The organism is Nisaea denitrificans DSM 18348, from assembly GCF_000426505.1.
GTDB classification, from domain to species: Bacteria; Pseudomonadota; Alphaproteobacteria; order Thalassobaculales; family Thalassobaculaceae; genus Nisaea; species Nisaea denitrificans.
The window spans coordinates 1-21,255 of the sequence record NZ_AUFM01000022.1; the positions used below are offsets into that span (position 1 = coordinate 1).

The 21,255-nt window shown below is 61.1% G+C and carries 20 protein-coding genes; 10 read left to right on the plus strand and 10 right to left on the minus strand.

The genetic code is table 11. The features are described from left to right. On the minus strand, window positions 1–3,191 hold a 3,191-nt coding region (locus tag K328_RS24475), incomplete at its 3' end, for a non-ribosomal peptide synthetase (protein ID WP_156901428.1). Window positions 3,192–3,486: 295 nt separating this feature from the next. On the opposite strand from K328_RS24475, the gene K328_RS0116455 reads away from it, so the two are divergent. The 10 genes from K328_RS0116455 to K328_RS24490 all read left to right on the plus strand — a co-directional run bounded on the left by K328_RS0116455 (window position 3,487) and on the right by K328_RS24490 (window position 12,739). Beyond that, window positions 3,487–3,732, plus strand: coding sequence for a hypothetical protein (locus tag K328_RS0116455; protein WP_028466910.1), 246 nt, complete (start codon window positions 3,487–3,489; stop codon window positions 3,730–3,732). Further along, window positions 3,729–3,944, plus strand: a complete 216-nt coding sequence (locus tag K328_RS26440) for an MbtH family protein (protein WP_084608357.1) — start codon at window positions 3,729–3,731, stop codon at window positions 3,942–3,944. The genes K328_RS0116455 and K328_RS26440 overlap by 4 nt, the downstream gene beginning before the upstream one ends. After that, a complete protein-coding gene (locus K328_RS25955) occupies window positions 3,944–4,765 on the plus strand; it encodes a thioesterase II family protein (protein WP_169721219.1) in 822 nt (273 codons plus the stop codon). The genes K328_RS26440 and K328_RS25955 overlap by 1 nt, the downstream gene beginning before the upstream one ends. Further along, window positions 4,762–5,472 carry a hypothetical protein gene (locus tag K328_RS0116465; protein WP_028466911.1) on the plus strand — a complete coding sequence of 237 codons (711 nt, stop codon included), beginning with the start codon at window positions 4,762–4,764 and terminating at the stop codon, window positions 5,470–5,472. The genes K328_RS25955 and K328_RS0116465 overlap by 4 nt, the downstream gene beginning before the upstream one ends. A 143-nt stretch (window positions 5,473–5,615) precedes the next feature. Further along, the gene (locus K328_RS0116470) at window positions 5,616–6,818 is read left to right on the plus strand and encodes an outer membrane beta-barrel protein (RefSeq protein WP_028466912.1); all 1,203 of its coding nucleotides are present in this window, start codon (window positions 5,616–5,618) and stop codon (window positions 6,816–6,818) included. Window positions 6,819–6,836: 18 nt separating this feature from the next. After that, window positions 6,837–8,864: an autotransporter domain-containing protein gene (locus K328_RS0116475; protein ID WP_028466913.1), complete on the plus strand. Its 2,028-nt coding sequence runs from the start codon at window positions 6,837–6,839 to the stop codon at window positions 8,862–8,864. 145 nt (window positions 8,865–9,009) lie between these two features. Continuing rightward, window positions 9,010–9,489, plus strand: a complete 480-nt coding sequence (locus K328_RS0116480) for a YcjF family protein (RefSeq protein ID WP_028466914.1) — start codon at window positions 9,010–9,012, stop codon at window positions 9,487–9,489. Window positions 9,490–9,588: 99 nt separating this feature from the next. Beyond that, the gene (locus tag K328_RS24485; RefSeq protein WP_036554738.1) at window positions 9,589–9,783 is read left to right on the plus strand and encodes a hypothetical protein; all 195 of its coding nucleotides are present in this window, start codon (window positions 9,589–9,591) and stop codon (window positions 9,781–9,783) included. Between the two features lie 24 nt (window positions 9,784–9,807). Then, window positions 9,808–11,526 carry a cyclic peptide export ABC transporter gene (locus tag K328_RS0116490; RefSeq protein WP_051285006.1) on the plus strand — a complete coding sequence of 573 codons (1,719 nt, stop codon included), beginning with the start codon at window positions 9,808–9,810 and terminating at the stop codon, window positions 11,524–11,526. After that, window positions 11,519–12,739 (plus strand): prohibitin family protein, encoded by a 1,221-nt coding sequence (locus K328_RS24490; RefSeq protein WP_051285007.1) that lies wholly within the window; start codon window positions 11,519–11,521, stop codon window positions 12,737–12,739. Before K328_RS0116490 ends, K328_RS24490 begins: the two co-directional genes overlap by 8 nt. Window positions 12,740–12,861: 122 nt before the next feature. On the opposite strand, the gene K328_RS0116500 is transcribed toward K328_RS24490, so the two are convergent. The 9 genes from K328_RS0116500 to K328_RS0116540 form a co-directional block, all read right to left on the minus strand. After that, window positions 12,862–13,323, minus strand: a complete 462-nt coding sequence (locus K328_RS0116500) for a DUF3237 domain-containing protein (RefSeq protein ID WP_028466916.1) — start codon at window positions 13,321–13,323, stop codon at window positions 12,862–12,864. A gap of 1 nt (window position 13,324) precedes the next feature. Further along, window positions 13,325–14,197, minus strand: a complete 873-nt coding sequence (locus K328_RS0116505; protein ID WP_028466917.1) for an amidohydrolase family protein — start codon at window positions 14,195–14,197, stop codon at window positions 13,325–13,327. A gap of 12 nt (window positions 14,198–14,209) precedes the next feature. Next, a complete protein-coding gene (locus K328_RS0116510; protein ID WP_028466918.1) occupies window positions 14,210–16,027 on the minus strand; it encodes a feruloyl-CoA synthase in 1,818 nt (605 codons plus the stop codon). Further along, window positions 16,024–16,512 carry a MarR family winged helix-turn-helix transcriptional regulator gene (locus K328_RS0116515; protein ID WP_036554739.1) on the minus strand — a complete coding sequence of 163 codons (489 nt, stop codon included), beginning with the start codon at window positions 16,510–16,512 and terminating at the stop codon, window positions 16,024–16,026. Before K328_RS0116515 ends, K328_RS0116510 begins: the two co-directional genes overlap by 4 nt. Beyond that, window positions 16,509–17,285 (minus strand): crotonase/enoyl-CoA hydratase family protein, encoded by a 777-nt coding sequence (locus K328_RS0116520; protein ID WP_028466920.1) that lies wholly within the window; start codon window positions 17,283–17,285, stop codon window positions 16,509–16,511. The genes K328_RS0116515 and K328_RS0116520 overlap by 4 nt, the downstream gene beginning before the upstream one ends. 9 nt (window positions 17,286–17,294) lie before the next feature. Continuing rightward, a complete protein-coding gene (locus K328_RS0116525) occupies window positions 17,295–18,059 on the minus strand; it encodes an SDR family NAD(P)-dependent oxidoreductase (protein ID WP_028466921.1) in 765 nt (254 codons plus the stop codon). Window positions 18,060–18,105: 46 nt separating this feature from the next. After that, window positions 18,106–19,419, minus strand: coding sequence for a TRAP transporter large permease (locus tag K328_RS0116530; RefSeq protein ID WP_028466922.1), 1,314 nt, complete (start codon window positions 19,417–19,419; stop codon window positions 18,106–18,108). Continuing rightward, window positions 19,416–20,000 carry a TRAP transporter small permease gene (locus K328_RS0116535; protein WP_028466923.1) on the minus strand — a complete coding sequence of 195 codons (585 nt, stop codon included), beginning with the start codon at window positions 19,998–20,000 and terminating at the stop codon, window positions 19,416–19,418. Before K328_RS0116535 ends, K328_RS0116530 begins: the two co-directional genes overlap by 4 nt. A 71-nt stretch (window positions 20,001–20,071) precedes the next feature. Then, window positions 20,072–21,112 carry a TRAP transporter substrate-binding protein gene (locus tag K328_RS0116540; protein WP_028466924.1) on the minus strand — a complete coding sequence of 347 codons (1,041 nt, stop codon included), beginning with the start codon at window positions 21,110–21,112 and terminating at the stop codon, window positions 20,072–20,074. Between the last annotated feature and the right edge of the window lie 143 nt (window positions 21,113–21,255).

A 21,255-nucleotide genomic window follows, 5' to 3' on the forward strand; every position in this document is an offset into this window, starting at 1 on the left:
TCTATGCGTTTAGCGTCTCTTACATGTTTGGCGAGGGCGCGTGCGGTGGGATGGGCGAAGACCGCATTCGCGGGCAGCTCAACCCCGAGCGCCTTCCTGAGACGCCCGACAACCTGCACCGCCAGCAACGAGTGGCCGCCAAGGGCGAAGAAGTTGTCCTCCGCCCCGACCTCCTCACGCCCCAGCACACCCGCCAGAACCGCGCAGCACACTTCCTCTTCCGGGCCTCTGGGCCCGCCGCCAAGGCCCGCCGCCGTCAGCTCCGGCGCCGGAAGCGCCTTCCGGTCCAGCTTCCCGTTCGCCGTGATCGGCAAAGCGTCCAGCGTCACCCAGTCCGACGGCACCATGTGCTCCGGAAGCTTGTCACGCAGGTATGGGCCAAGATCTGTAGGCACCATATTCCCCTCGGCAACCAGATACCCGACCAGACGCGGGTCGCCTTGCCGGTCTTCCCGCAGCAGCACCGCCGCTTCACGGATCGCGCCATGCCCCATCAGAACGGACTCGATCTCCCCAAGCTCGATCCGGAAGCCCCTCAGCTTCACCTGGAAGTCGCTCCGGCCAAGATAGACCAGAGCGCCATCGGCCCGTCTGCGGGCGATGTCTCCCGTCCGGTACATCCGGGCGCCGGGTGTGGCTGCATGCGGGTCCGCGATGAAGGTATCGGAGGTCAATGCCGGGCGACCGAGATAGCCGCGCGAGACCTGAACACCGCCAATCCAGAGATCCCCCGCAACGCCGACAGGCACAGGCTCAAGCGCGCTGTCCAGAACATAGAGGCTGGTATTGGCGATTGCCGTGCCGATCGGCAGCGGGTCGTCCGACGGGCTCTCGCACTTCCAGTGCGTCACATCGATGGCCGCTTCCGTCGGGCCGTAGAGATTATGCAGCTCGGCTTGCTCCGGCTTCAGGCTGTGGAACCGGTCCACCAGCCCCGGTGACAGCGCCTCGCCGCTGCACATCACATAGCGCAGGTCTGTGCACGCGGAGAGCGTCGCTGCCGAGCCACCATGGCCGAGGAAGCTTTGCAGCATCGACGGCACGAAGTGCAGCACGCTGATGCGCTCTTCGATCATCGTCTTTGCCAGATAGTCCGGGTCCTTATGACCGCCGGGCTTTGCCGCCACGAGGCAGGCGCCCGTCATCAAGGGCCAGAAGAACTCCCACACAGAGACGTCGAACGTGTAGGGCGTCTTCTGCAGCACCCGGTCGCCGTCACCGATATCGAAGGCTTCCTGCATCCAGAGGATACGGTTCGCCAGCCCCGCATGGTGGTTCATCACCCCCTTGGGCAGACCCGTCGAGCCCGAGGTATAGATCACATAGGCAAGGTCGTTCGGCCCGAGCTCGATATCAGGGTTGCCCGCATCGGCTCCGCGTCTGCTGCCGCGCCCGGCATCGTCGACGCAGAGCGTCCGCCCCTCATGCACCGGAAGCACGTCCAGCAAGCCTGTCCGCGTGATCACCACAGGCGCCGCCGCGTCCCCGATCATGAAGCCGAGACGATCACCGGGCAGTTCCGGATCGAGCGGAACATAGGCACCGCCCGCCTTCATCACCGCCAAGAGCGACACAACGAGATCAACAGACCGTTCCAGCGCAACGCCGACACGCACGTCACGGCCGACGCCCGCCCGCAGCAGGCGCCGCGCCAGGGCATTCGCCCGGCTGTTCAGCTCGCCATAGCCAAGCTCCACGCCCTCGAACCGCACCGCAGCCCGCTCCGGAGACTCCGCCGCGATCCGCTCGAACGCCCGGTGCACAGGCTCGAACCCGCCATAATCCCGCGTCGTCGCGTTCACACCATCAAGAAGCCACGCACGCTCCGAAGCGTCCACCAGAGGAACAGACGAAACAGACCCAGCACCACCAGACGCCAACCACGACAAAACATGCGAATAACGGGAGGCCAATAAAGCGGCGTCTTCCTCGCTGAAAGCACCGAGCGACAAGTCGAGGTCAACCTCGACCCGCTCACCGTCGCCATATTCCCGGACGAAGATCTCGACCGGCGTGCGCTCGACGCCGTTCAGCAGCACCCGGGGCACACCGGCCACTGCATCGCCGAACGGCAACTCGCCAAAATCGACCCGTTCATAGGAGATGTTGATATCGAAAAGTTGCAGTACCCGTTGCGCTGCCAGACCGAGGCTCCGGTTGACGCCGGAGAGCGGATAGCGGTGATGCCGCATGGCGCCTCTCATGGCCCGGTCAAGCTCGGCCAGCAAGGCGTCCAGCCCGTCTGCCGGATCGAGGCGAACACGGGGCGCTGTAGTCAGCGAGAACAGGCCAAAGGTTTCCTTATCCCGTGCGGTTGGCCGGTTCAGCACCGGCATGCCGAACACCATGTCGGTCGCACCAGAGAGCTTGTGAAACAGGATCAGCGCGGCGGCCATGAAGAGCCGTGCCGGTGTCGCGCCCTTTTCGGCAGCCACAGCACGCAGTTTTGTCATTGTCGCCGCGTCGACACCGATCCGCTGCAATGAAGTTGGCTCGGGCGGACGCCCTTCCAGCACGCTCGGCACCGCATCGACCAGTCGGTCGGGCAGTGTCTTGTATTGATCGCTCCAGTAGTCAGCGGCCTTGGCGAAGCGCTTGCTTTCCAGGAAGGCGCGGTCGCCTTCTACGGCACCCGCGAATTGCGGCGCCTCCGGCAGCTCCGGATGCTCTCCTCTGACCAGCGCGCTGTAGGCTGCCGCAACATCCCGCATCAGAATGCCGTTGGCCCAGGCGTCCATATTGATGTGATGATAGCTCATCACCCAGATATGCCGGTCCGTTGCAAAGCGGATGAGGTCGAAGCGGAAGGTCGGGCCGCCATCGAGCGGAATAGCCCGGCGCCCGAGATCGGCGGCAAGCGTTTCGGCAGCACTTTCCGGATCGGCAGCATCCGAAACATCATGCAGGTCGAACATCCGCTCCGGCGCCGGGCATTCGATCTGCACCGGCTCCAGCCCACCATCGTCTGCGACGGGTGTCAGCCTCAGCGCCTGGTGTCTCTGCCACACCCAGAAAAGCGCCTGCTCGAATTTCTCGGGGTCAAGCGGCCCGGAAACGATACTGCGCGCCGACACGGTATGCACGGCCGTGCCAGGGAATAAAACATGCTCTCGCCAAACCTCCTGTTGCGCCATCGAAAGCGGCAACGGATAGTCTATGGAATGAGCCTGCTCATTCATCTTGCCACTCACAGTCAATCTCCGAGGGTTTTCAATAAACAAAACCAGAGCATGAAATTACGCCCGATTCATCACCCAACAAAATTGATTGAATTCGCTCAAAACAGCGTGAATTTAAGCATAAACGATAAATTCAATATACCCAGAACCCATTGTGAACAAATAATTAATCGTTTGCAAACGCCTTAGCCTCACCTCATAGTGCCGCGGTCGCCGCTGGAAGCTGCTTTCAGGATAAGATCGCCCAGCGCGAGCATTTTGAGCATGTGACATATCGAAACATGCGAATATTTGTTACGGTATTGTGATGCCTGTCGCCGCCGCATTAGTGAAACTCGCACTCTTCGTGCTCTGGGCGCTGCCGACTTATAAGTCGACGGTGGAAATGCTGGAGATGCGGGAGCGCCGGTTGGGAATCCTGCCGGACGACAAGGACGTGACAGCAGACAATGCGAGCGTCGAACCGGAAGGCGAACCGGCACCAAAAACCACGAAATCAGCGCCGGCCAAAAAGGCCCGCTCCGCCTCTCAAAAACAGACGAGGACAACATGAGCACCGGATCCGAGACAGCTCCCAACCAGGCAGAAAACCCGGTCGCGACACATCAGGTTCTGATCAACGATGAAGAGCAGTATTGCCTATGGCCTTTGGCAAAAGCGGTGCCGAGCGGCTGGAGATCCGTCTTTTCAGGAAAGCATGAGGATTGCGTCGCTCATGTCGACAGGACATGGATCGACATGCGACCAAAGAGTGTTCGGGCCTGATGGCCTCGGGATTGATGGCAACGGGAGCAATGCCGGGCGTCCTGCGATCAGTAGCCGCACCGAGGCCCTGGCTGCCTGTACAGCGCCGGGCCGGCGCGGGCACAGGACCTGGCAGCGTTCTTATCTGCTTCCCTCCGGCAGGCGCCGGTGCCGGTTTTTTCCGAGAGTGGGCGGGCTCCCTGCCCGGTATCCGCATTGTTCCGGTTCAGTTACCCGGCCGCGAGGAGCGCTTCGGAGAAGCGCCCGAAGAAGATGCCGTGGCGCTCGCCCGGAACATCGCCGACGCTATCGCCTCGGAAGGCTGGGATCGCCCGGTTTTGCTCGGTTACAGCTACGGTGCATTGCTTGCTTTTGAAACCGCGATGCAGTTGGAAGCCGAAGACATCGATATCGCCTGTCTTATCGCAATGGCCCGCGCCGCCCCACAGACCACACCGCAACCGACCGTCGCTGATATGGATGACGATGCGTTCCTCGACTATGTCCGGCGTCTCGGCGGCCTGCCGCAAGAGGTCGATGAAGTGCCTGAGTTCGCGGAACTGATGTTGCCGGTCATGCGCGCTGACTTCCGCGCGAACGATCTTTATGCCCGGGCCGAAAGCGAACGATTACGCTGCCCCATCCACACCATTGCCGGTACGGCCGATGCAGCCACTGCCGACGGACGGGACGCTGCTTGGGCGGAACGGACCAAGTCGGATTATGGACTTGCCCGGATTGATGGCGGTCACTTCTTCATTAACGAAAACCCAAGCGCCGCATTCCATCAAATTCGCGATATGATATCATCCGCAAGCCATGCTGGCGGGAGCAAAGCATGATTTTTTTCCGGACCTTACTCGTCGCGATGGCCCTTCTGTTGTCGGCACTGCCTCACACGGCAGATGCTCAAACACCCGCCCCGCCGATCGATGATGACGAAGCCATACCGCCTTCCGGTCTCGGCGCCACAACAGTTGGTCAACGGGTGATTCTGTTACCGGATGGAACTTGGAAGATAGATCAATTCTATAGCGCCGACGAAGTGACCGCGATGAGCGACCACGGACGGGTCATCACGCTTTCACGCACGACCGACCCTGCGACAAAGCATCCTGTCCTTCGCTGGAAATATGCAAGAGGCCACGGCGGACCACTGCAAATCGTCGTCTCCCGCGCTATTACGACGGACAGGAGTAAACACAGCACGGATGACAATTGCATCCCGGTCCTCACTATTCGAAATCTGACCAACCTGGGCCTTTTCCGCATCATTGCCGAAGTCGAATTTACGGTGAAAGACGGCAGCGGCCAATCAGCGACAAGCGTGATGGCTGGTCCATTAGATGACGGTGAGGAAGGTGATTACCTCGCCTCCCCCCTTTTTCTGGAGACCTGCAAGAACCTGGAAGCGACCGTCAACATACCCTATTGCACATTCGAGAACGGGCTCGATTGCCGTGACGTTGTGACCGCAACACAGTTCGGAACAATACCGGCCAAGATCGCTGCCCCGAAAGAAAAGGCCGCACAAACGAAGCAGAACTAATAGAGAACCTCCACGCATCCGCGGGGGACGATGGATGCACCGGCGGTTCCAGGGGGGATACAATGTTCGGATTACCCAAGTCGTCGAAGATTATGAGCGGACACCCATTGGCGTTGGCATGCAGGACAACTGTGGCTTCACTGATGCTTCTGCTGACGGGCCTTGCCACCACACCGTCGGCAATGGCTCAAATTGCACCGCTTCCGCCCGTTTCCGGCTTCGAGCAGCCATCCGGACTCAGCTTCGGCGGTTTCAAATTCTACAACCGGATCCAGGCCGGCCTTATGGCAACCGATAACATTCGCCTCGACCCGACAGAAGAATCTGACTTTAAAAAGATTTTCGCTTTGAATGCAGGGGCTCAGTCGGACTGGGAGAAGCACGCGGTGGCTGCCACCGTCAGTTATGTCGACCAGAAAGCCGTCGATGTTTCCGATCAGAAGAGCAGCGCACTCTCCGGAACGATCAGCGGACGCTATGACTTCACAGACGCCCTCAACCTGCGGCTCGGCGCCCTCAACGAAGGCAGCATCATCGGCAAGAACGATCCGCTGCAATTCAACGGAAACCTGAACGGCACAACCCAGACCAACACCCTGGAAGCCGCACTCGGATGGGACGACAAAAAGTACTTCGTCAATTTGCTGAGCCGCTATCAGGACGTATCGAACGATACAGATATCGATGTAACTATCGTCAGCCGGGTGCAGTCTCAGGACCGCGAGGAATACAATCTCACTCTTGAAGCGGGTCAGCATTACAGCTGGGGTAAGGCCTCTGTCTTCGGCGGCCCGATACGGATCCGGTATTCGGGCTCAGACTTTATTCTGCCGGAGGACCGTGATTCTGAGGGCGGCCGCGCCGGCATCGGCGCCGAGTTTGTGCAAGGCAACCTGTCCGGCCTCGTCCGCATCATCGGCTTTGCGCAATATTTCGACGCTCCGACCATTGGCAAGGTGATTTCCGGCGTCGGCACGGCACAACTGACCTACAAGATCGACGACCAATGGGGTGTCGGCGCGGCGCTACAGCGCACGTTCGACGAAACGAACATCGAGACATCGGCTGGCCTCTTCACCAATCTCGCGGCAGTTTCGGCACTCTACCGCCCGGCAGATAATATCTATCTGAAGCTCGGGCCGACCTACAGGTTCTACACAATCGAAGGAACCCCCTACGAGGCGGAGAGTTTTACCCTGGATGCGACCGCCGCATGGCAAGTGCATGACCGCGTCGAATTGATGTTCAATGCCTCGGCATCGAACCAGATCGTGAACGACGCGTTCCTCGCAGATCTCCAATACAGCGAAACGTCGGCGACGATCTCGGTCGTCGTTACGTTCTAACCCCGGAGAACAAGCGTCATGGCACAGAAGACATCCCGCGCGCGCTTCGCCGCAACCATATGTAGCGCAACCCTCTGCTTTGCTGCAGCTGCTTCGGCCGACGACCGATACATCTTCCTCGGCGACAGCCTGGTGGACAATCAGAACAGCTTCATCGCGACCGGGCTCATCACGCCGACGAACGTGATCCCGCGAACACCGCCCTATTATCAGGGACGTTTTTCCAACGGCCCTAACTGGACCGACCGGCTGGCGCCGACGCAGCTCTATTACATGGATTACTATTTCAGCAATCCTGACTGCGCGACCACCAACGCTTCCAACGGACTTGCAAGCCTGTGCGGCTCAACCACAAATCCAGGAGCGCAGGACGGCGTCAGTCTCAGCTTTGCCTTCGGCGGGGCGAAAGCCGGAACGGAAGACTTGCCGAGCGCCGCGCCGGGCCTGCTGTCAGTGTTTGACGATCTGACGGCCTATAACACCTCCGGCGTCGTCGCCAACACCTCCGGCGCAACCTTCGCCATCCTGACCGGCGGCAACGACTATACGAACTATGTTATCGGCGCCAATCCGGGCGTCAGCGAGCAAGGCATCGTTGATCAGACGCTGGGAAACATCCAGACCGGCATTGAGCGGGCTTCCACCCTCGGCGCCCGGCGCGTGATCGTACTGAACCTTTTCGATCTGGACCGGGTACCGACCCTGGTAACGGATTTTACAGCAGATCAATTGGCGCAATCGGGGCGCCTGTCTGCGTCCCACAATGCCGGCATGCCAACCATGTTGCAAACGGCCCGGACGAATACCGGCCTCGAAATCGTTCTGGTGGATCTCGACGCGCTCTATGACGATATCGACGCACAGCCAAGCCTCTACGGCTTCACCAATACCACCGGCTCCTGCATCACCAATAACGTCGCAAACGGGCAATGTCCGGACGCAGCGAGCGAGAACGCCACTCTCTACTGGGATGGCCAGCATCCGACCACGGCTGCGCACGGCTATATCGCCGAGTTGGTGACGGCAACCCTGCAGGCGGTCGACAGCGACGGCGGCAGGCTCGCGGCTCTCGCCGATTCAGGCCTGGAACAGCAGCGCGCCGTAATGTCCGCCCTGCGCGGGCAGATCCATGACTTGCGTCGCGGACCCGGCCTTGCAGGTTCGGGAACGGCACCGGTCAGCAGCCAGCAGTTCGGCGACAGCACCGTATTCATCATTGCCGAAAACGGCTTCGGCAGCCGGGACAGGGACGGAGACTTCTCCGGGTACGACTACGACAGCAGGATGGCGATGGTTGGCATCTCCTATCGCCCAGATGACTCGAGCAGAGACTTCATCGTTGGCGCCCATATCGGCTATGCCAACCTGGATTCCTCCATCAACGGCGGCGGCTCTTTCGACAATGACGCAGTGACATTCGGCGGCTTCGGTGGCTGGCGGAGCGGTGCCTTCAGCCTCGGACTGCAGGCCGGACTGTCCTACCACACGGTCGATGACGTGAAGCGCGACACCGGATTTTCGGTGATGCCGACTGCGCGCAGCGATACCAGTGGATGGGGCGCGAACGCCGAACTGGAGGCGCGCTGGGATAACGACCTGAAGATCGGGGAACGGCGCATCGGCTATGCCGCTAGCGGACGGCTCGGCGCCGGCTGGACAACCCTCGACGGTTTCACGGAGACCGGTGCCAGTTTCCTAAATCTCACGGTCGATGATAGCGATGTCGCCGAGGTCAAGGCTGGGGTGGATTTCACCGTCTGGACAGATGTCGACATGACGAACGGTGTCCTGCAACCCTATCTCGGCGTCGGCTATGAGCACGACCTGCTTGATGCGGAGCGCGAGATCGACGCCCGCCTGTCATCCGGGCAGATTATCCACGCGGATTCCCGTGCCGGAGCGCAGAATTTGTTCAATCTGGCGGGTGGCCTTCGGTATCTCGCATCCAACGGATTACGGGCGGAGTTGAAGGTGGCGGCGTCTCTGGGTGCAGGCGGAGAGGAAAGCTTCATTTTGCCGCAGCTGAGAATTGCCAAAAGCTTCTGAGCGGTTGTACTCGAAGGACCGATTCGGATATGCTTGAAATGATTGAGAAAGACCTTCGACCGGCTGGGCGCAGAATAAAGATGAGGGGCCGCTTGGCCACGCACCATTACGCAAAACACGACTTCACCAACTCTGGAGAGTAATGATGGCAGATGATGTATTAGCTGCTCGGCGTGTCGAAGCCTCGAGCATCGTAAACACCTATATGGGCTGGTCCGCAGGCGCCAGTTTCATTCCGCTTCCCTTCGCCGATCTGGCGGCGGTTACCCTGGTTCAGATCAAGATGGTTGCCGATCTGGCAAAGCTCTATGAAGTGCCGTTCTCGCGCAATGTCGTGAAAACTATCATTGGCGGCCTGCTTGGTAGCCTGGTTCCGGCCGGACTGGCGCGCGGCGCCTCCAGCCTGATCAAGGCGATCCCGGGCGTCGGAACCGTGCTTGGTGTGCTGGCCGCTCCGGTCTTCACCACGGCCTCAACCTACGCGGTCGGCAAGGTCTTCATCCAGCACTTCGAAGCCGGCGGCAACGTGTTGAACTTCGACCCGGAAGCTATGCGCGAGCATTTCAAAGCCGAGTTCGAAGAGGGCGTTTCCAAAGCCTCCACATCGACGAAGGCCGCAGCCTGATCAGTCACGACAGCTGAAATCTTGGACAACCCGACCGGACGGCATAGGCGGTCCGGTCGGCTGTCATAACGCAGCGACGCTCAAATCGGATTGCGCCTAATGCAATTTATACCACTCGGCCTCTATGTGCTGCTTTCCGTGATCCTGGCCTATGCCGGTCGGCACACCCGGATCGGTGCGTTTGGGGTGTTCCTTTGCTGCGTGATCTTTACGCCGCTGTTGGTCGGGCTAGTGTTTGCGCTGGTCCGGCCTGCTTTGAAAAAAGCTTCATCCGGCCCTTCTCAAGAAGGCTAACCCGCCCCGGGAGGAATTTCCGCGATGGAGACCGGTTCCGCCGCTGCCGATCTGGTTGCGTCAAACGGCCTGATCAAATTCCTGCGCAGCGAAGCCACGCTATCGCCTCGCAAGGCACTGACCGTGGCCGCCGTTGCCGGCCTGACCAACGCGATGATTCTTGCGGTGATCAATACGGCGGCCGAGCATGCCGAGCAGTCGGAATCCCGCCCGCTTTATGCAGTGTTTTTCGCTGCCGCAATGATTCTCTATGTTGTTTCACAGCGCTGGATCCTGACCCAGGCCGCCGAACAGGTCGAGGCGATGATCCATCGCGTGCGCATGCGCATCGTCTCCCACCTGCAATATTGCGAACTGCTCGATGTGGAGCAGCTCGGCCGGGTGGTGATCTACAGCGGCATCGCACGCCATATGCAGACGCTCTCGCAATCCGCGTCAACCATGACCATTGCGGTGCAGATGACGATCCTGATTCTGTTCACGGCGCTCTATATCGCGTGGATTTCGATCACATCTTTTATCGCTCTCGTTGCCTTCATGAGCGTTGCTTTATTCGTCTACTGGCGAAAATCCTATTCGGTGCGAAGCGACCTCCGCGGCACTCTGGAGATGGACAACGACGTCTACAACACGATCGACGACCTGCTGGACGGCTTCAAGGAAGCCAAACTGAGCCGGGGCAAGGCCCGGGCCATCATCGCTCGGATCGAGGAAATCAGCCAACGCGCCTCGGAGATGCGGGGCGTTACACAAATCATGCTGGCAAAGAACTTCGTGTTCTCCCAGACCGCCTTCTACCTGCTGCTTGGCACCATGGTGTTCGTGGTCCCGATCCTGACCTCGGGCTATTCAGACGAGGTTCAAAAGTCGACCACCGCCGTACTCTTCATCATCGGACCGATCTCCGGCCTGATAGGCTCCATCCCGATCTTCGAGAACTCCTCCGCCGCAGCCGAGGCGATCATGGATCTGGAACGCGACCTGAAAAGGATGTCCGGTGTCGAGTTGGCGGTCAACGAAGACGGCAAACCACTGGCGGAAGCGCCGACGGCGGACAGCACGCGCTTCGCAGATTTCAAGACCCTAGAACTGCGCAAAGCAGTGTTCCGCTACACCCCACCAAACGGCGATCCCACTGAAAGCTTTGCCATCGGCCCGATAGATCTCACCGTAACGCGCGGGGAAGTTCTGTTTATCACCGGCGGAAATGGCTCCGGAAAATCGACCCTGCTGCGGGTCCTTACCGGCCTCTACCCCTTGCATGAAGGCACCATCCTGGTGGACGGCAAGGCTCTCCCCCAGAATGCATTGCAGGATTATCGCGAAATCTTCGCGGCCGTCTTCGGCGACTTCCACCTGTTCTCGGAACTATATGGTGTTCCGGATGAGGGACTGGACGAGGTCGCGGACTGGATCGCCACGCTGGAGATCCTCAACAAGGTAAAGTTCGACGGCCAGCGTTTTTCCACCATCGACCTTTCAACCGGCCAGCGCAAACGCCTGGCCCTGCTTGCCGCATTGCTGGAAAAGCGCCCGATCCTCGTGCTCGACGAATGGGCCGCCGATCAGGACCCGATGTTCAGACGCAAGTTCTACCGTGAGATTTTGGGTATGCTGCGATCACGCGGGGCCACTATCATTGCCGTCACTCACGACAACCGCTTCTTCGATGCTGCCGACAGGCAAATGCACATGGAAGATGGTATGATGGCGACCTTCGACCCGGAGCTTTTCCATGATTAGTCGCTTCTTCAAATGGGCGTCGGCCTGGACGGGCAGGCACTGGGTAGAGTTCTTCGCCGCCGGTGCGCTGCTGCTCCTGATGATCATCGTGTTATGGCCACTGATTGTCTACACAGTGCCGCCGGGATCAGTCGGGGTGATGTGGTACCGGTTCTTCGGTGGCACAGTCACAACGAGGGGCGAACAGCTCAGGGAAGGCATTCACTTCATCCTCCCGTGGGACAAAATCTACATGTACGATGCGCGCCTGCAGCGCATCAGCGAGAGTGTGCAAGGACTCAGCGTCGACGGCTTGGAGATCACGGTCAATATCTCCAGCCGCTTCGTCATCAACAGTAAATATGCGGGCTTCCTGCACAAGAGCATCGGGCCGAACTATACCGACACCCTGATGCGTCCCCAGCTCCGCACCCTGATCCTGACCTATATTTCAGAAAACGAGGCCTCCGACCTCTATTCAACCCGGCGCGAGCGGGTGCAGACCATCGTGCAGACCCGGTTCCAGAGCAAACTGGCGAACATTTCCTCCAACGTCCCGTTCGACGAAGCCTACGTCAATCTCGAGGACGTGCTGATCGAGGAAATCACCTTGCCAACCTTTGTACGCAATGCCATCGAGCAGAAGGAACGGGTCCGCCACATGAGCGAGGCCTATGAATTCCGTCTGCGGCTGGAAGAAAAAGAGCGTCAGCGTAAGCGGATCGAAGCAGAGGGTATTCGCAGTTTCCAGGAAATTGTCGCGCCGGGCATCACCGAGAGCTATCTGCGCTGGCGCGGCATCGAGGCAACCCTGCAGCTGGCCCAGTCCAACAACGCCAAGGTTATCGTCATTGGCGGCGCAGACGGGTTGCCGATAATCCTCAACACCGACCCTGGCATGAAAGGTGTGGAGAACGAACAACGAGGTGCGCCGGGCGGCAACAGTTCGCTTGGACCGCGCAGCGACCTTCTGAAGATGCCTTCCCTCGCCGGGCCGGCACCGCTGACCGCTACTGGTGCCATCATCAATCAGGACACCATGACTCCGCCCGGCACCCCCACACCGGACCAGAAAAATTCGCCGAACGGCCTACAGCAGGCAGGGAATCCGCCCCAGGCCACCGATGGTATGCCGCTGGCAGATCCGTCGGCCGAACAGACGCTTGGTAAATGGCTGGATAAATTCACCGGCGCAGCCGGCAAGAATGCCGCCACGCCAAAGACAGTGAACTAAGCCCGGGTTGTGAACTCAGAACACCGTTTCTGCTGCCGTGGCACCCGGACAGCGAGCAGGCGGAGGAGAAGGTTACGGCATGGGTCTCGTGCGAGTGGCCGAAACCTCGTCGGCAATCAAGCTTATGTCACCGCAAAGAGCGTGATCTCGACGGCGGACGGGAGCCGGGCGCCTGTGCCGATAAACAGTGTGCGATTAACCCAGACATAGCGCTCATCGCCGGTCTCGAGACGGGCCGATGTGCGCATATAATACTCCGCCGGATCGACCGGGTTGCCTTCGGCGAGCCGCGCCAGAACTTCCGGCGGGCCGTGCCTGTAGCCCTGGTTCACGACCTCGATCAAGGCGCCGTCCTGAGTCTCGAAGGCATAGCGGGCATCGAGCCAGGCGCATCCATTGTCATAGACTGTCTGCCAATCCGCACCGACACCGAGGATTGTGCCGTTAAGCTCCGGTCCCTCGACCCGGCCGCCCACGATCGGGATAATGCGCCGCTTGCCCGCCCGGCCCGGGCCAAGCTCACGGATCGGGCTCAGCTCCACCGTCAGCGTACAGACCGGACGCAGGCCGGGCGCGGCGCGCATCTCAGGCGAACCCGAGCAAACGGGCGGCATTGCCTTTCAGGATATCGGGGCGGATCTCGTCCTTGATCTTGATCTGCTCGAAGTCAGCGAGCCAGCGTTCCGGCGTGATCATCGGCCAGTCGGAGCCGAACAGGACCTTTTTCCGCAGGATCGAATTGCAATAGCGGACCAGGATTTCCGGGAAGTATTTCGGGCTCCAGCCGGAGAGGTCGATATAGACGTTCGGCTTGTGCTGGGCGACGGCCAGCGCCTCCTCCTGCCAGGGGAAGGACGGGTGCGCCAGAATGATCTTCAGATCCGGAAAATCGACGGCGACATCGTCCATGTACATCGGATTGGAATATTTCAGCCGCATGCCGTTACCGCCGGGCATGCCTGAGCCGACACCGGTCTGGCCGGTATGGAAGAGCGCGGTGCCGCCTTCCTCCTCGATGGCTTCATAGAGTGCATAGGCCATCCGATCATTCGGATAGAAGCCCTGCATGGTCGGATGGAACTTGAAACCCTTGATGCCGAAATCCCGGATCAGACGGCGGGCTTCCCGTACCCCCATCTTGCCCTTCCAAGGATCGATGGAGGCGAAGGGAATGAGCACGTCGTCATTCTCTGCCGCGAGTTCGGCGACTTCCTCGTTCTTGTAGCGCCGGTAGCCGGTCTCGCGCTCCGCATCAACGGGGAAAATCACGGCGGCGATATTCTGCTCACGATAATGCTGTGCAGTTTCGGGCACGGTCGGCGGATGCTGCCAGGGCGCCCGGAAATACTGCGCCATGGTCGCCTGCAAATCGTCATATCCATCGTCCGTGTGGCAGCCGCACGGCTCCTCGGCATGGGTATGGATATCGATCGCCCTGACCTTGGAAATATCAACCATATTCCTGTTCCTTCAGAGTGTCGTCACGGCTGCATCGCCGTCGGAATAGAGCCGCTCAAGAAGCGCGGACCGGCGCTGCAGGACACGGCGGAAATTGAGATTGCCCTTGGCGGTCATTTCCGCCTCCGGCATCGACGCTGGCTCGGACAGCACAATAGCCCGGCTGACACGTGTCGAGCTGCCGGAAAATTCCCGATCCCGGACGGCAAGCCGGCGGTGAATATCGCCGAGTAACAGCCTGTCGGTCAGCGCGCCGTCCGCCTCATCAAGAGCATATCCCTCACGCTCCAGCTCGGCGAGATTGGGGAAGATCATCACCCCTATCTCGCCCCGGTCGGCACCGGTCACCACAAGGTCGGCGGCGAGCGGCGCGAGGCAGGACAACAGGTCGAGCCTGAGCTGCGCGGCCCGGACCCAGGTTCCGGTCAGCAGCTTGAAATCTTCCGAAATCCGGCCATCGAACCGCAGGCCCCGGTTTAAATCCTCCGGGTCGACAAAGGTCATGGCGTCCCCGGTGATCAGGAAGCCTTCCTCGTCGAACGCCGCCCGGGTCTTTTCCGGTGCCTCGAAATAGCCGGGCATGATGTTCGGCCCCTTGACCCTGACCTCGCAGCGCATATCCGGATCCGGCACGAGCTTTACCGTCACCCCGTTCAGCGGCACGCCGACGACGCCGGAACGTTCCGTCGGCTCCATCTGCATAAGCGCCGCAGGTGCGGTCTCCGTCAGGCCCCAGGACGAGGTGATCAGCGGGATCTCGCCCTTGATCTCGAAGGCCATGCGCTCAAGCCCCTCCCAGACTTCCTGCGGCAGGGAAGCCCCGGCGTAGAAGATCAGATCCAGCCCCTCGAAGAAGCGCTGGCGCAGAGCTTTGTCGCCCGTCAGCGCGGAGACAAGCATGGAGAAACCGACCGGCACGTTGAAGGAGAGCGTCCCCGGCATCAGCGAAAGGTTTTCGACCGTGCGTTCGAACAACCCCTTCACCGGCTTGCCGTCATCGATATAGAGACTGCCGCCGTTTGCCAGCATCATGTTGAAATTGTGCGAACCGCCGAAGACATGGTTCCAGGGCAGCCAGTCGGTGATCCGTGGCGGCCGTTCACGCAGAAACGGCAGGGCGTCGGCGATCTGGGTCTGGTTCGCGCACATCATCCGATGAGTGGTCAGCACCCCCTTCGGGTCCGAGGTCGAGCCCGAGGTCATCAGGATCTTGCCCACTGTGTCCGGTGTGACGGCGGCAAAGGCGGCGTCGACATCCGCCCCGGCCCGCGCCTTCAGCAGATCATCAAAGGCCGTGACATCACTCCGCCCGCCAGTGCGGCTGGCGACGATCTCGATGCCGTCGAAAACTTCCAGCGCCAGAGCTTCGGCATATTGGTCCGCGTCAACGGTGAAGGCCATGCGCGGGCGGACCAGTTCCACCGCGTGGCGGAGCCGGTTATGGGCGCCATGGATGAGAGAATACTGCTCGGCCACGGGGACGATCGGCGCGCCGATATACTGCGCGGCTAGGGCAAGCAACCCGTGATCCACACCGGCGCCGGACAGCACGATGATCGGCGTTCCGGCTCCCATTCCGCGCGCCAGAAGCGCCGCCGCCAGTGCCCGGACTTTCTCCAGCACGGCGGCAAAACGCTCTTCCCGCCAGCCGGCACCGCTACGCTCGGCGACGAAAACGCGGTCCGGCGCTTCGGTGGCCCATCGATGCAGCCAGTCTCCAGTGCGTTCCACCACCGGGCCGAGCGGATAAGCCGAACGCAGGATGATGCTGCCGTCGGGACGATCCTCCCGTTCGGTGCGGTGGGGCAGGAAACTGGAAGTGCGCTTCATCCCGCCTGTCCTCCCGCCTGCCGGATGATCACCATCGCTTCGGCCACTGTCGCCCGCATTTCCGGCGAAAGTCCGCGGAACATCTGCTCCTCGTGCTGCTCGGCCGCCGCCATTGCCTTCTCGCAGAGCTGCCGCCCCGCCAGGGTGACGTTGAGCGCATAGGTCCTCCGGTCCGTCGGCACCCGCTCGCGGACGATCAGATCCCGGCCCTCCAGCTCATCAACCAGCACGACGAGGTTCGGCCGTTCGATATCCATCACCGCGGCGAGTTGGGACTGGCTGAGCCCCGGATTGTCCATGATCAGGACCAGCGCCGTATAGGACGTCATCCTGAGATCGAACGGGCGCAGAGCTTCCGCCAGATCCGCCTGCACGACATTGAAGGCCCGCTTCATGCGGTAGCCGAGAAAGCGCTGCAACAGGGCATCGGACGCCTCGCCTGCAAGAGGCGGCACCGCGCCCGGTTTCGTCTTGGGCGCCGTCATGCCGCGCCGCCGAATTTCGGGGCCCGCTTCTCCAGAAACGCGGCCAGCCCCTCAATCGCGTCCGGACTGGTCTGGGTCAGCGCCGCGCACAGGCTTTCGGTGAAGAGGCCATCGGCTTTGGACATATCCTCAATCCGGCTGAGGGCCTGGATCATGATGTAATTGGAGAGTGGCGCATTCGAGGCGATCTTGGCCGCCAGATCCAGAGCCTGCTCCAGAGCCTCGCCTTCGCCTACCGCATAATGGGTCAGGCCCAGAGCCAGCCCCTCTTCCGCCGAATAACGCCGTCCGGTCAGCATCATCTCGATCATCCGGTCGGCACCAAGAATACGCCCCACGCGGACACTGGCGCCGCCACCGACAAAGATCCCCCTGCGGCCTTCGGGAAGCTGGAAAATGGTCGAGGGCTCCGCCAGCCGGACATGGGTCGCGGTGGCGAGTTCAAGCCCACCGCCAATTACGGCGCCGGACAGCGCCGAGACCACGGGCAGGCCGCCGAACTGAATGCGGTCCATCACCGCATGCCAGCTGCGGGAATGCCGCATCGTGCCTTCGGCGTCGCGGGCGACATGCTCGCTGAGATCAAGGCCGGAGCAGAAATGCCCGCCAGAGCCGGTCAGCACCACGGCCTTGATCTCCGGCGGCGGATTGACGAAAAAAGCGTCAATCGCCTGCAGCAGCGCATCGCACATCGCATTGCGCTTGTCCGGCCGGTTCATGCTCAGAACGGCAATCTGGCCGCGCGCTTCGATCGTCAGAACAGGGTCGGTCATGGGAATACCTCAGCGTTTCGGCAGCCGGACCGCGCCGTCGAGGCGGATGGTCGTGCCGTTCAGATAGGGATTGGTGATGATCTGCCCGGCGAGCAGGGCATATTCCTCCGGCTCACCGAGCCGGGCCGGGAACGGAATGTTTTCGGCGATTTTCTGCGCCACCTCTTCCGGCAGGCCCTGCATCATCGGTGTCTGGAACAGGCCGGGTGCGATAGCGACGACACGGACACCGAACTGGGCGAACTCCCGCGCCGCCGGCAGGCAGAGCGAGGCAATCGCCCCTTTCGACGCGGCATAAGCCGCCTGGCCGAGCTGGCCATCCTCGAATGCCACCGAGGACGTATTGACGATCACCCCGCGCTCACCGCCTTCCAGCGGCGGCAGCTCGGCGATGTGCCGGGCGGCGTGGCTCATCACATTGTAGGTGCCGAACAGGTTGACCCGCAGCGTGCGCTCGAAGACGTCGATGGAGAGCTTGCCCTCGCGGCCGACAATGCGGGCGGCGGTGCCAATCCCGGCGCAGTTCACGACGATGCGGGGCGCGGCACCCAGTTCTTCCGCAATGCTATCGATCGCGGCGCCGACCGCATTCGCATCGCTGACATCGACCTGACGGAACAAACCGCCGATCTCGCCGGCAACCGCTTCTGCCAGCTCGGCATCGAAATCAAGGATGGCGACCTTCGCCCCTTGTGCCGCGAGATGACGCGCCGTCGCCGCGCCGAGGCCACTGCCGCCGCCCGTCACAAGTGCCGCGTTGCCTTTGATCAGCATGATTTGAATCCATGTCGAATGAGTGTGCGCATCGCTTTCGCTCCGCTCAGTAAAGAAGGAACAGCGTGATCGACGGGAACAGCACCAGAAGGACCACGCGGACAATATCGGAGGTGACAAACCAGAGCACCGCCTTGTAGGTCTCGCTGATCGGCGTTTCCCGATCCATCACGTTGATAATGAAAAGATTCATGCCCACCGGCGGGGTGATCAGCCCGACCTCGACCACGATCAGCACCAGAATGCCGAACCAGATCGCCATATGTTCCGGGCTCATGCCGAAATCGAGCTGGCTGACCACGGGAAAGAAGATCGGGATGGTCAGCAGGATCATCGACAGGCTGTCCATCAGGCAGCCGAAAACGAGGTAGAACAGCAGGATCAGAGTCAGTACGGTCCAGGCGCTGAAGCCCTGGCCGACGACCCATGCCGAAAGCTCCTGCGGCACCTGGCTGAGGGCAAGAAACCCGTTATAGAGGGCCGCGCCGAGGATAATGAAGAAGATCATCGCGGTATTCTGGGCGGTGGCGATGATGCTTTCCTTCAGGAAGCTCCAACTCAGTGCCTTGCGCGCCAGCGCAATGGCGCCCGTGCCCGCCGCACCGACCGCCGCACCTTCCGTCGGCGTGAACCAGCCAAGATAGATACCGCCGACCACCAGCCCGAAGACCAGTAGCACCGGCCAGACATTGATCAGCGCGCTGAAGCGTTCCGCATAAGGAACCGGCTCCCGTGTGCCGGCCGCGTCCGGGTTGCGCCGGACATAGAGCGAGATCGTGATCATGTAGCCCGCTGCTGCCAGCAATCCGGGAATGAAGGCGGCTGCGAAGAGCTTGGCGATATTCTGCTCTGTCAGGATGGCGTAGATCACCAGGATCACCGACGGCGGGATCAGGATGCCGAGGGTGCCGCCAGCGGCCAGCGTCGCCGTCGAGAAGCCGCCGGAATAGCCGTAGCGCCTCAGCTCCGGCAGGGCGACCTTACTCATGGTCGCCGCAGTCGCCAGCGAGGAGCCGCAGATCGCCCCGAACCCGGCGCAGGCGCCGACCGCCGCCATGGCCACACCGCCCCGGCGATGACCGAGCCAGCTTTCCGCCGCCTTGAACAGGGCCGTGGACATGCCCGACGCGGTGGCGAACTGGCCCATCAGCAGGAACATCGGGATGATGGTCAGCGAGTAACTGGAAAAGGTCGAATAGGTTTCCGACTTCAGCTTGGCCATGAACATGGCGCTGCCGCCTGTCGAGAAATAGAGCCCGCCAATGCCGCACAAGAACATCGCGAGACCGATCGGCGCGCGCAGGAAAATCAGGATAAGCAGGACCGGAAAGGACCAGAAACCGAGTTCGAGAGGGCTCACGGCCGGATGCTCCCGTCGTATGTCACGACATCCCGCCCAACCAGTAGCCCGGCGATTCTGGCCCCGGCCGCATAAAGCGCGATCAACCCGGCGATGACCGAGGCCGCGAAACTCGCGCCATAGGCCCACCAAACCGGAAACTGCAGAAGGAAGGTAGTCTCGCCATACCTGTATTTGCTCTGGAGCCCTTCGAACAGGCGCCAGGAAATCAGCAGGATGACCAGCGTCAGGGCAACTTCCCAGAAGGCTATCAGCCCCCGGTTCACCCCGGCCGGCAGCTGATCGGTGAAAATGTCTACCGTCGCATGTCCCGCCTTGAGCTGACAGATCGGGAGAAAGGCGAAAATGGCGAAGGCAATCCCGGCTTCGACGATTTCGAAGTCCCCCGTCACCGCGCCGACACCGCTTGCCAGAAGCGCCTCCGCAAGCCCGGGCGCCAGATCCGTCAGGAATGCGCTGTGGCCGAACGTGTTAAGACCGCGGCCAAGCACGCTGACGCAGGTGATGGCGATCAACACCAGCAGAACGGCGCCGCCGAGCAAGGCCATCAGGCGGGCCAGCCGTGTCGCGAGGACAGCCATAGTTTGAACTCCGGGAACGAAAACAAGAACGGGTTGCCCCGGACCGTCTCAGACGGCCCGGGGCAATACGGTTATTGCGCCGTGTGTTCCTTGATCAGGGCGGCGGCCTTGGCCTTCAGGCCGGTGCCGTCGAGCCCCTTGCCGTCCATCTCCTTGACCCAGTTTTCGGTCACGGCTTCCGCGGCCTTGCGCCACTCGTCGGTCTGCGCCGGTGTCAGGGTGATAATGTTGTTCCCCTTGTCGACCGCCGACTGCCGGGCAGGGCCGTCGTCCCGCTGCATCTGGGCTCCCGCGAAGGCGGAAAACTCAAGCCCGGAATTATCGTCGATCACAGCCTTCAGATCGTCCGGGAGAGCGCTGTACCGGTCCTTGTTCATCGCGAAGATGAAGGTGGTGGTATAGAGCGAGGCATCGCCGAAGCCGGTGTGATTCTGCACCAGCTCTGGCACCCGCAGCGCACCGGTCACCTCCCAGGGAATAACGGTCGCGTCGATCACGCCCTTGGAAAGCGCTTCCGGTACGGCAGGAACCGGCATGCCGACCGGGGTCGCGCCGAGCGCACCGAACAGCATGTTGGTCACCCGGGTCGGCGCCCGCAACTTGACCCCGTTCAGATCGGCAATAGAGCTGATCGGCGCCTTCGAGTGGATCAGGCCGGGGCCATGAACCCAGAGTCCCAGCACATGGAAAGCGCTGAAATCGCTGTCCATCATGGTTTCCTCGGCAAGCTCCCAATAAGCCCGTGAGGTGGCTTCCGCATTGGTCATGGTAAACGGCAGCTCGAACACCTCGGCCTTAGGGAAACGGCCCGGTGTGTAGCCGGAAACGGTCCAGATGATGTCGGCGACGCCGTCAATCGCCTGGTCGATCAGCTCCGGCGGCTTGCCGCCGAGCTGCATGGCCGGAAAGCGCTGGATCTCGATCCGGCCACCGGAATCCGCCTCAACCTTGTCGGCCCACTTATAGAGAATGTTTTTCGGGACATTGGCCTGCGCCGGCAGGAATTGATGCATGCGCAGGGTTACTTCCGCCGCGGCGGAGACGCCCACGCTGATGGCGAGCACGGCAAATGCCGCGGCCGCCCTTGTCAGGCTTACGCGAATAAAGGTCATGGTTTCCTCCCCAAATGACCGATGTCGGCGGAGGCTTTTTCGCCTCTCTTCCGATTAGTTATGTAACATAACTATTTTAATTTGTAACCATCCTCGTTCCTGATATCCCGGGAACGCGTTTGCATGCAGCAGCACAGCCTATC

Coding starts and splice junctions, on each gene's coding strand:
- K328_RS25955 (WP_169721219.1), top strand. CDS start 3,944: ATGGCCTCGGGATTGATGGCAACGGGAGCAATGCCGGGCGTCCTGCGA.
- K328_RS0116515 (WP_036554739.1), bottom strand. CDS start 16,512: ATGACGGCGCCCAAGACGAAACCGGGCGCGGTGCCGCCTCTTGCAGGC.
- K328_RS0116480 (WP_028466914.1), top strand. CDS start 9,010: ATGGCAGATGATGTATTAGCTGCTCGGCGTGTCGAAGCCTCGAGCATC.
- K328_RS0116520 (WP_028466920.1), bottom strand. CDS start 17,285: ATGACCGACCCTGTTCTGACGATCGAAGCGCGCGGCCAGATTGCCGTT.
- K328_RS0116510 (WP_028466918.1), bottom strand. CDS start 16,027: ATGAAGCGCACTTCCAGTTTCCTGCCCCACCGCACCGAACGGGAGGAT.
- K328_RS0116470 (WP_028466912.1), top strand. CDS start 5,616: ATGCTTCTGCTGACGGGCCTTGCCACCACACCGTCGGCAATGGCTCAA.
- K328_RS0116525 (WP_028466921.1), bottom strand. CDS start 18,059: ATGCTGATCAAAGGCAACGCGGCACTTGTGACGGGCGGCGGCAGTGGC.
- K328_RS0116500 (WP_028466916.1), bottom strand. CDS start 13,323: ATGCGCGCCGCGCCCGGCCTGCGTCCGGTCTGTACGCTGACGGTGGAG.
- K328_RS0116475 (WP_028466913.1), top strand. CDS start 6,837: ATGGCACAGAAGACATCCCGCGCGCGCTTCGCCGCAACCATATGTAGC.
- K328_RS0116540 (WP_028466924.1), bottom strand. CDS start 21,112: ATGACCTTTATTCGCGTAAGCCTGACAAGGGCGGCCGCGGCATTTGCC.
- K328_RS0116490 (WP_051285006.1), top strand. CDS start 9,808: ATGGAGACCGGTTCCGCCGCTGCCGATCTGGTTGCGTCAAACGGCCTG.
- K328_RS26440 (WP_084608357.1), top strand. CDS start 3,729: ATGAGCACCGGATCCGAGACAGCTCCCAACCAGGCAGAAAACCCGGTC.
- K328_RS0116535 (WP_028466923.1), bottom strand. CDS start 20,000: ATGGCTGTCCTCGCGACACGGCTGGCCCGCCTGATGGCCTTGCTCGGC.
- K328_RS24485 (WP_036554738.1), top strand. CDS start 9,589: ATGCAATTTATACCACTCGGCCTCTATGTGCTGCTTTCCGTGATCCTG.
- K328_RS0116505 (WP_028466917.1), bottom strand. CDS start 14,197: ATGGTTGATATTTCCAAGGTCAGGGCGATCGATATCCATACCCATGCC.
- K328_RS24490 (WP_051285007.1), top strand. CDS start 11,519: ATGATTAGTCGCTTCTTCAAATGGGCGTCGGCCTGGACGGGCAGGCAC.
- K328_RS0116455 (WP_028466910.1), top strand. CDS start 3,487: ATGCCTGTCGCCGCCGCATTAGTGAAACTCGCACTCTTCGTGCTCTGG.
- K328_RS0116465 (WP_028466911.1), top strand. CDS start 4,762: ATGATTTTTTTCCGGACCTTACTCGTCGCGATGGCCCTTCTGTTGTCG.